General features: G+C 53.9%; 9 protein-coding genes. All 9 read left to right on the top strand.

All coding sequences use genetic code 11. The features are described from left to right. Positions 1-651 (top strand): TRAP transporter large permease subunit (locus R6V78_RS02050; RefSeq protein WP_410287655.1); only part of this gene is annotated, 651 nt, incomplete at its 5' end. An 89-nt stretch (positions 652-740) separates the two neighbouring features. Beyond that, on the top strand, positions 741-2,051 hold the full coding sequence (gene hisD / locus R6V78_RS02045; RefSeq protein ID WP_410287654.1) for a histidinol dehydrogenase: 1,311 nt from the start codon (positions 741-743) through the stop codon (positions 2,049-2,051). 74 nt (positions 2,052-2,125) lie between these two features. Then, the gene (locus R6V78_RS02040) at positions 2,126-3,334 is read left to right on the top strand and encodes a DegT/DnrJ/EryC1/StrS family aminotransferase (protein WP_410287653.1); all 1,209 of its coding nucleotides are present in this window, start codon (positions 2,126-2,128) and stop codon (positions 3,332-3,334) included. A gap of 12 nt (positions 3,335-3,346) precedes the next feature. Then, positions 3,347-3,727, top strand: a complete 381-nt coding sequence (locus R6V78_RS02035) for a RidA family protein (protein WP_410287652.1) — start codon at positions 3,347-3,349, stop codon at positions 3,725-3,727. A gap of 30 nt (positions 3,728-3,757) precedes the next feature. Beyond that, positions 3,758-4,762: a D-cysteine desulfhydrase gene (locus tag R6V78_RS02030; RefSeq protein ID WP_410287651.1), complete on the top strand. Its 1,005-nt coding sequence runs from the start codon at positions 3,758-3,760 to the stop codon at positions 4,760-4,762. 84 nt (positions 4,763-4,846) lie between these two features. Then, complete coding sequence (locus R6V78_RS02025; protein ID WP_410287650.1) at positions 4,847-5,560, top strand: aspartate/glutamate racemase family protein; 714 nt, start codon at positions 4,847-4,849, stop codon at positions 5,558-5,560. A gap of 227 nt (positions 5,561-5,787) precedes the next feature. Further along, positions 5,788-6,426: a GntR family transcriptional regulator gene (locus R6V78_RS02020; protein WP_410287656.1), complete on the top strand. Its 639-nt coding sequence runs from the start codon at positions 5,788-5,790 to the stop codon at positions 6,424-6,426. 116 nt (positions 6,427-6,542) lie between these two features. After that, positions 6,543-8,336 (top strand): sulfoacetaldehyde acetyltransferase, encoded by a 1,794-nt coding sequence (gene xsc / locus R6V78_RS02015; protein WP_410287649.1) that lies wholly within the window; start codon positions 6,543-6,545, stop codon positions 8,334-8,336. 49 nt (positions 8,337-8,385) lie between these two features. Further along, positions 8,386-9,687, top strand: a 1,302-nt coding sequence (locus R6V78_RS02010) for an aminotransferase class III-fold pyridoxal phosphate-dependent enzyme (RefSeq protein WP_410287648.1), incomplete at its 3' end; no start/stop codon positions are given.

The raw sequence follows: 9,687 nt of genomic DNA, 5'->3' as shown, positions 1-9,687 counted from the left end.
CGGGAGGGCTTCTGGGCGCTGCTGGCACCCGTCATTATCCTTGGCGGGATCTACACCGGGTTTTTTACGCCCACCGAGGCCGCTATCGTTTCCATATTCTATACACTTTTCGTGGGTATCTTCATCTACAAGGAAATCGAGCTCAAAGGTGTCATGAAAGCCCTCGAGAGCACCACCTGGATCACAGGTCGCGTTTTGATCATCATGTTTACGGCCCTGGCATTCGGTCAACTGTTGACCATCAACAAAATTCCCGACCTGATTGCGCAGGCATTGTTGGATTTCACCGGAAATCTCTATCTGATCTGGGTGCTGGTCATTGTGTTTCTCTTGTTCATGGGGATGTTCATGGAGACCCTGGCAACCATCATGTTAGTGACGCCGGTACTGCTGCCGGTCATGGTGTCTCTCGGCGTGGACCCGATCCATTTCGGCGTTGTTCTCGTGTGCTGCTGCGAGATCGGATTTGCCACACCGCCTCTGGGCGAAAACATGTTCGTCGCTTCGGGTGTAGCCAGGACCACATTGGAAGATATTTCGGTGAATGCCCTGCCTTTTGTATTCGTCAGTGTGCTTGTGGTGTTTCTGATCGCCTATTTTCCGATCCTGACCCTGTGGTTGCCGGATCTGCTAGGGACGCTGATTAAATAGAAAACTATAGCGAAACGAATATGATCTGGATTGGCTGTCTGGTTTACGATTAAATTTTATGAAATATTTAATAATATGTGGAGGCGGTCATGGAATATCTCAAGAAAGCAGCTAAAACGGCTGAAACCGACACTGCGCGAATTCGAAGCGTCGTGCAGGGAATCCTTGCAGACATCGCGCAAAACGGTGAGGCGGCCGTCATCCAACTCGCAAAAAAGTTTGACGGCTGGGAAGGGGATTTTATCCTCAGCCAGGAAAAAAAGCAGCGCCTCATCGATTCCGTTCCTGAATCGATAAAGCAGGATATCCGGTTCGCCCACAAGCAGGTACACGGGTTTGCCACGGCGCAGCGGGAAAGCCTCCGCGAATTTGAAAAGGAGACCCTCCCCGGTGTCCGCCTGGGCCAGCGGATCATCCCCATGAAGGTTGCCGGTTGTTACATCCCCGGAGGGCGCTTTGCCCACGCGTGTTCTGCCATCATGAGTGTGGCCACAGCCAAGGCTGCCGGCGTCGAAACTGTGATCGCCTGCTCGCCGCCCCGCGGGGAGAGCATCGCGCCTGCGGTGGTTTACGCCCTGCATGTGGCCGGAGCGGACATCATCCTTGAAATGGGCGGCGTTCAGGCCATCGCCACCATGGCATTCGGTCTGTTTACCGGAAAGCCGGCCAATATACTTGCAGGCCCGGGAAATGCCTATGTGGCCGAAGCAAAAAGCATCCTTTCCTCGGCGGGTAAATGCACGATCGATGTCTTCGCCGGTCCGACGGAGTCGGCCATCATTGCCGATAAAACAGCTGACTACATGACTGTCGCCGTTGATCTGGTATCCCAGGCTGAACACGGATATGATTCCCCGGTATGGCTTTTTACCGACTCAAGGGCGCTGGGTGAAAAAGTACTTGAAGTGATCCCCAAAATCATTGCGGATATGCCCAATCCTGAAGTACCGGAAGCATCCTGGCGAGACTATGGCGAAATCGTCCTCTGCCGTGACAGGGAAGAAATGTGCAGGGTCAATGATGCGTATGCAGCCGAGCATGTCCAGGTAATGGCCGAAGACCTGGACTGGTGGGTTAAAAATCTCCAATCCTATGGATCGTTGTTTCTTGGCGAGGGCAGCACGGTTCCCCACGGCGACAAGTGCTCGGGCACCAATCACATCCTGCCCACCAAAAAGGCCGGCCATTACTCAGGTGGACTGAATGTCTTAAAATTTTTGAAAATTTATACCTATCAGGAGATCAGCAAAGCGGCCAACAAGGTGATCAGCGGCGCGGCATCACGTCTGTCGCGGGTCGAGGGCATGGAAGGCCATGCCCGGGCATGCGACTGGCGGTTGAGAAAATATTTCCCTGATCAGAGTTGGGATTTTGATGTTTACGAGCAAACTAAATATTGATCCGCTTAATTACTGAATGCGTTGGAATCAAAACGGGTAGGGCTGGAAGTGAATTTCTCACAGGAGCATTGGGCATGGCCAACACGGAAGGGAAAAAATTTACCAAGGATTTTACCTTGCAGGAACCGATCTGTGATGAAGGGATTGAAAAGGCCGTTGAGATTTTAAAGTCCGGCAAGCTTCACCGCTATAATGTCGATCCGGGAGAAAAAGGTGAAGCTGCCATGTTGGAAGAAGAATTTGCCGCTTACATGGGCAAAAAATATTGTCTGGCCTGCGCGTCCTGCGGGAGTGCCATGTATCTGGCGCTCAAAAGCGCCGGCGTAAAACCGGGCGACAAGGTTTTGTGTAATGCCTACACCCTTGCGCCGGTTCCCGGTGCCATTGAAAACACGGGGGCAGTTATCGAACTGGTCGATATTGTAGATGACTACACCATCGATCTCGACGATCTCGAAGAAAAAGCCAAGGCGCCGGACGTGAAATGGTTCATGCTCTCCCACATGCGCGGACACATAACCAATATGGATCGGCTCATGGACATCTGCGCCGCCCATGACCTTGTCCTGATTGAAGACTGCGCCCACACCATGGGTGCCACCTGGGACGAGAAAAAGTCCGGCTCCTTCGGAACCGCCGCCTGCTTCAGCACCCAGACCTACAAGCACATGAATTCAGGGGAAGGGGGGCTGCTGGTCACCGACGCCCCGGACCTGATCGGCCGCGCCATCATCTATTCGGGTTCTTACATGCTCTACGAACGCCATACGTCAAGGCCCGGCATGGAGGTCTTTGAGGGCATCAAAACCATGGTCCCCAATTATTCCAGCCGCATGGACAATCTTCGGGCAGCCATCTTGAGACCCCAGCTCAACATATTGGACCAGCAGTGCGTGCGCTGGAACCAGCGCTACCGGTTTTTGGAGCAGGGATTGAACCAGATCCCGGGGATCACCTGCCCCCGGCGGGACCCCCGTGAAAACTACGTGGGCAGCTCCATCCAGTTCTCCCTGACTGGTCAGGACGAGATAACCATCAGACATTTTCTTGCCGAGTGCAAGAATCGGGGTGTCGAACTGAAATGGTTCGGCGACAAGGAGCCGGTCGGGTTTACGAGTGCTTATGAAAGTTGGCGATATCTTGGAAAATTGCCCTATCTTGCCAACACCAAGCGCATCCTTGCCGTGATGTGCGACATGCGCATCCCACTGACATTTACCCTGGACGATTGCCGGCTTATCCTGGCGATCATCGCAGACGTCTCAGCACAAGTCCTAAAATAAGGAGAAACCGTCATGTCCAAGAAAACGATTAAAACGGATCGAGCCCCGGCTGCCATCGGCCCTTATTCCCAGGCCGTGGTTTCAAACGGACTGCTTTTCACCTCCGGCCAGCTGCCCATTGACCCGGCAACCGGAAAGATTCCCGATGGAAGCATTGAAGACAAGGCCCACATGGTTTTCAAGAACCTTGAAGCCATTGCCACGGCGGCCGGGACCACTTTGGACAATGCCGTCAAAACGACTGTCTATCTTGCCGACATCGCCAACTTTCAGGCCGTCAACAACGTTTACGCCCACTACTTCAAAGAGCCGTATCCCGCGCGCAGCGCCTTCCAGGTGGCAGCGCTTCCGCTGGGTGCGGATATTGAGGTGGAAGCCATCTTTCAACTCTAACCAAACCATCAATCGAGGAAAGGACAGCCGATGAATTTTACAAAATTTCCCAGGAGAAATTATCTTCAGGGGCCGACTCCCATCGAGAGCCTGCCTTCCCTGAGCAAGGCGCTCGGCGGCAAGGTCAACCTCTACATCAAACGTGACGACCTTCTTCCGGGATCCGGCGGCGGCAATAAAACCAGAAAGCTGGAGTTCTGCATTGCCGATGCACTTGATCAAGGTAAGGATTCAATTATCACCTGCGGGGCCGTCCAATCCAACCATTGCCGGCTGACGGCCGCCTGGTCAGCCAAGGAAGGCCTCGATTGTCACCTGATTCTCGAAGAGCGCGTAAAGGGATCTTACAAGGCGGATGCCAGCGGAAACAATTTTCTCTTTGAACTGCTTGATGTGCAGAGTATTGGCGTCGTTGCAGGCGGTTCCGACATGATGGCCGGGATGAGCAAAAAGGCCGAAGCACTCGCAGGTGCCGGCAAAAAGCCGTACATCGTTCCCGGCGGCGCTTCCAATGCCATCGGTGCCATGGGATACGCGGTTTGTGCCGAAGAGACCATGGGCCAGCTCAACGAGATGCGTCTTGATATCGATCACATCATTGTACCTTCGGGTTCTGCCGGGACCCACGCCGGCATGGCGGTGGGAATGGCCGGCGTCAACGGGGGAATCCCCATCAGCGGGGTCAATGTTTCCCGGCCGAAAGATGTTCAGGAAGCGATCGTCTACCGTCTGGCGGTTGAACTCGCTGAAAAGATCGGGGTAAAGGGCGGTGTTGCGCGTGAAGATATTGTCTGTTTTGATCAGTACGTCGGTCCGGGCTACTCCCTGCCGACCGAGTCCATGGTCGAAGCCGTAAAACTCTTTGCCAAAAGCGAAGCTGTTCTCCTCGATCCTGTGTATTCAGGCAAGGCAGCCGCCGGATTGATCGACCTGGTGCGCAAGGGGCATTTTCCCGCCGGTTCCAATGTGCTGTTCCTTCACACCGGTGGATCGCCAGCCCTGTACGCCTATATGGATACCTTCAGACAAGGGTGATTGTGTTCAAGACGGTTGTTGATGACGAGGGCCTCTCTTTACAGGGGCTCTCAATCCTATTTTCGCGACAGGGTATCAAACCAGATGACCGAAACAAAAGAGAGAATCGTTGGAATTTTAGGCGGAATGGGCCCGGAAGCCACTGTTGATCTTATGCAACGGATTATTCGCCTGACACCCGCTTTGGATGACGCCGATCATATCCGTTGTATTGTGGATAATAACCCCAAGGTTCCATCCAGAATCAAAGCCATTATCGAAGGAGATGGCGAAGATCCCGGACCTTGCATGGCGGATATGGGCCGCCGACTGGAATCATGGGGGGCGGATTTTTTGGTGATTGCCTGCAATACCGCCCATTACTATTATGATGCGGTGCGGCATGCGGTCAACATTCCGGTGATCAACCTGATTGATCTGGTGGCCGATCATGTGAACAATGATTTCCCGGACCATGGCAAAATCGGAATATTAGCCTCTCCTGCGGTTGCCATGACCGGTCTTTACGCAAAGCGATTCGGCAAATTGGGGATTGAGGATGTATGGCCTGATCCTGATCATCAAGCACGCCTGTTAAGCGTCATCAAAGAGATTAAAAAAGGAAACAGCGGTGCAACCGTAAGGGATGACTATCAAAAGGTATGTGACAATCTGATTCAAAAAGGAGCAACCCTAGTGCTTATCGCCTGTACCGAACTCAGTGCTCTCGGGGGGACGCTGCCTATCAAGGCCATCGATGCAGCCGAGATTCTTGCCCTGGAGATCGTTCGTGTGGCGAAAAACAGAAAACAACCCTGAAAGCCAATATTACAGCGACCTGCTGAAATATAGACAAATCACACCGTCTGGTAATGTCAATCGGGGTTGATATCAAGATCGCAACAATTTGACAAACCTGGGCATTCGTAATAAATGCATGAATTCTTAAGGATTCTATAAAATATTTGCTTAGCGGCATATCGATCAGCTATCCATCCGTCAGGTGATGCACAGGAGTTTCTAGTTTGGCTGACAACAAATCATACATGAAGTCCCTGAGAGCATATGAGAAGATAAGGGACATGATTCTCAGCGGTTTCAAGCATCCCGGAACCCGGCTTGTATTGTCTGAACTCGAAACCGAACTGAGCATCGGCCGCGGTCCGATCAGGGAAGCCCTCATGCGCCTGGACCGATCGGGACTCGTTAAAAATATTCCCTACAAGGGTGCCATCGTCGCCACGCCGCCAACCCCAAAAGAGATCCTGCATATATATGATCTGCGGGCGGATTTAGAAGCCAAGCTGGCTGTTGAGGCCATAAAACATTTGACGGATGCCGATATTCTCAGGCTGGAAGAATTGATCGCGCGCATGGAAGAGCTTCCCCAGAATCACTATCAATTGGACAGGGAGTTCCACCGTGTAATTTGCGATGCATCCAAGCTTCCCCATTTATGCAACATTGCCCAGGCATTGGTTCAGTCGGTGGAAAGCGTACTGAATATATATCGGCGGGAGAAAGACCATTGCATTAAGTTTAATAAGCAGCACCGGGAAATTCTCGATGCGCTTAAACGGAAAAATCCTGAAGACGTTAAAGCGGCCTTTGAAATCAATATTAGAAGCGGGCTTGAAATTATTAAAGACACCTTCAGCAAATTGTTAAACGTCCCTTTCGAGTAAATTTGAATAAAACAGATGACGCAGAATATTCTTGACGGAACAACTGATGTGTGATGTATCAGATATCAGATCGCTGAGCCTATTAAGGCAACATATATCTATAGGGGGATTAACAAATGGCTAAAATGAAAATGACTACCGAAGAGGCTTTTGTGAAAGTACTCCAGATGCACGGCATCGAACACGCATTCGGCATTATCGGCTCGGCGTTCATGCCCATATCCGACCTGTTTCCCAAGGCGGGGATCACGTTCTGGGATGTCGGGCATGAAGGCAATGCCGGGATGATGGCGGACGGGTTCACCCGAGCCTCCGGCAAGATGTCCATGATGATTGCCCAGAACGGCCCCGGCATCACCAACTTTGTCACCCCGGTCAAAACTGCCTACTGGAACCACACGCCCCTCCTGCTGGTCACCGCTCAGGCAGCCAATATGACCATGGGCCAGGGAGGGTTTCAGGAAGTCCCCCAGATGGCCGTGTTTGAGGAGATGGTGGCCTACCAGGAAGAGGTGCGGCATCCGTCCCGCATGGCCGAGGTGCTCAACCGGGTTATCCTGCAGGCCAAGCGTGCCTCGGCCCCTGCCCAGATCAATGTGCCCCGCGATTTCTGGACCCAGGTGATCGAGATCGAACTGCCGGCGATTGTCGAATTCGAGCGTCCGGCCGGCGGTGCGGAAGCCATCGCCCGGGCCGCGGATCTTCTATCCAAGGCCAAATTCCCGGTGATCCTCAACGGTGGAGGTGTGGTCATCGGTGGTGCCATCAAGGACGCCATGGCCCTGGCCGAGCGTCTGGATGCCCCGGTCTGCTGCGGCTACCAGCACAATGACGCCTTTCCAGGCAGCCACCCGCTGTTCGCCGGCCCGCTGGGTTACAACGGCTCAAAAGCCGGTATGAAGCTGATTGCCAATGCCGACGTGGTCTTGGCCCTCGGGACCCGATTGAACCCTTTCTCCACCCTGCCGGGCTATGGCATCGACTACTGGCCCGCCAACGCTGCCATCATCCAGGTCGATATCAATCCCAACCGCATCGGGCTGACCAAACCCGTTAGCGTAGGCATCGCCGGAGACGCCAAGAAAGTGGCCAACGCTATTCTGGCCCAGCTTACCGAGACTGCCGGTGATGAGGGCCGCGAGGCGCGAAAAGCGACCATTGCCAAAACAAAGGCAGACTGGGAACAGGAATTAGCAACCATGGATCATGAAGATGACGATCCCGGCACCACTTGGAATCAGCGCGCCCACAATAATGAGCCGGAAAAAATGACCGTTCGCATGGCATGGCGGGCAATCATCAAAGCCCTGCCCGTCGATGCCATCATCTCCTCCGACATCGGCAACAACTGCGCCATCGGCAATGCCTATCCAACCTTCGAAGCGGGTCGCAAATACCTGGCTCCGGGCATGTTCGGACCCTGTGGCTACGGTTTTCCAGCCATCCTGGGAGCAAAAATTGCAAGGCCCGATGTTCCCGTGGTCGGCTTTGCCGGTGACGGTGCCTTTGGGATCTCCATGAACGAGATGACCGCCTGCGGGCGTGAAGAATGGCCCGCCATCACCATGATCATCTTCCGCAACTACCAGTGGGGAGCGGAGAAGCGAAACACGACCTTATGGTATGATGACAACTTCGTAGGAACCGAGCTGGATTCAAAAGTCTCTTACGCCGGCATCGCCAAAGCATGCGGTATGGAAGGCGTTCAGGTAACTTCTCCGGAGGATCTCACTGAGAAGTTAAGCGCGGCCGTCAAGGCCCAGATGGAGGAAGGCAGGACCACCTTCATCGAGGTGTTGAACAATAAGGAACTGGGCGAACCGTTCCGCCGCGATGCCATGAAAAAGCCGGTTGCCGTTGCGGGGATCAATCCTGACGATATGCGCCCGCAGCAGGGTGCAACAGCTTAAAACCGAGGTCATTCAATAAACGAAGATTCGTTTTTTAAGGAGAAAAACCATGCAATCGACCGTCAATTGGAACGCGTACGACACCGAAGAGATGGTTCGTGGCGACCGGGACTACCTGTGGCACCACATTAAACCCCACAAGGTGTTTCAGGCTGCCGAGCAGATGATTATTGTCGAAGGCAAGGGCCTTCGGGTGACCGACATCAGAGGCAAGGAATACCTCGATGCGACATCCGGGGGCGTCTGGAGCGTTATGGTGGGCCACGGCAGGGAGAGTATCGCCAAAGCCATTTACGATCAGCTCCTTACCCTGGGTTACTACGCAGGTTCGGTCGGCAATATCCCCACCATCAAATTCGCCGCCAAGCTGATCGAACTGCTCCCGAACCTCGGCAAGGTCTATTTTTCAAACAGCGGGTCCGAGGCCAATGAAAAGGCTTTCAAGATTGTCCGCCAGTTGTCCAACATCGACCCCGAGCGCAATGGCAAATACAAAATCCTCTTCCGGGATAGGGATTATCACGGGACGACCATCGGTGCACTCAGCGCAACGGGACAACTGCAGCGAAAACAGGATTTCGGTCCGTTTGCCGAGGGGTTTGCAGAATTTCCCCACGCGCTTTGCTACCGATGCCCTTTTGGCAAGTCCTACCCGGGCTGCGACATCGATTGTGCCCGCAGTTTAGAAGATGTCATCCTCAAGGAAGGGCCGGACACCATTGGCGGCTGCATCGTGGAACCGATCACCGCCGGCGGCGGCATCATCGTGCCGGTACCGGAGTATTATCCGATCCTCCAGGAGATCTGCAACAAGTACGGCATCTACCTGATCATGGACGAGGTGGTCTGCGGATTCGGCCGTACCGGAAAATTCTGGGGGTTTGAGCACTACGAGGTGGATCCGGACATGGTCACCATGGCCAAGGGACTGGCCAGTTCCTACATGCCCCTTTCCGCCACGGTCGCCCGCCAGGAGATTTATGAAAAGTTCCTCTGTGATCCGGCCGATCCCGAAAAGGGCATTAACTACTTTCGCGACATCAGCACGTATGGCGGCTGCGCCGGGGCCACCGTCGCCGCATTGGAAAGCACCCGCATTATCGAAGCGGAAAACCTGGTGGAAAACAGCCGGGTGGTAGGCAACTACATGCTGGAGAGCCTGCAGGCTCTGTCGGACATGCCGCTGGTGGGCCATGTGCGCGGCAAAGGGCTGTTCTGCGGCCTCGAGTTGGTCAAGGACAAGGCCACCAAAGAACCCATCACCGAAGCGGAAATGGGTCGCATCATGGGGCTGGTGGCCGCCCAAGGCGTTTTGATCGGCAGGACCAACAGTTCGCTGCCGGGCAACAAT

Source organism: Desulfosarcina sp. (assembly GCF_046496365.1).
GTDB lineage: Bacteria > Desulfobacterota > Desulfobacteria > Desulfobacterales > Desulfosarcinaceae > Desulfosarcina.
This window is presented reverse-complemented; position numbering and strand designations above follow the sequence as displayed.

Coding starts and splice junctions, on each gene's coding strand:
- R6V78_RS02040 (WP_410287653.1), top strand. CDS start 2,126: ATGGCCAACACGGAAGGGAAAAAATTTACCAAGGATTTTACCTTGCAG.
- R6V78_RS02035 (WP_410287652.1), top strand. CDS start 3,347: ATGTCCAAGAAAACGATTAAAACGGATCGAGCCCCGGCTGCCATCGGC.
- R6V78_RS02030 (WP_410287651.1), top strand. CDS start 3,758: ATGAATTTTACAAAATTTCCCAGGAGAAATTATCTTCAGGGGCCGACT.
- hisD (WP_410287654.1), top strand. CDS start 741: ATGGAATATCTCAAGAAAGCAGCTAAAACGGCTGAAACCGACACTGCG.
- R6V78_RS02020 (WP_410287656.1), top strand. CDS start 5,788: ATGAAGTCCCTGAGAGCATATGAGAAGATAAGGGACATGATTCTCAGC.
- xsc (WP_410287649.1), top strand. CDS start 6,543: ATGGCTAAAATGAAAATGACTACCGAAGAGGCTTTTGTGAAAGTACTC.
- R6V78_RS02025 (WP_410287650.1), top strand. CDS start 4,847: ATGACCGAAACAAAAGAGAGAATCGTTGGAATTTTAGGCGGAATGGGC.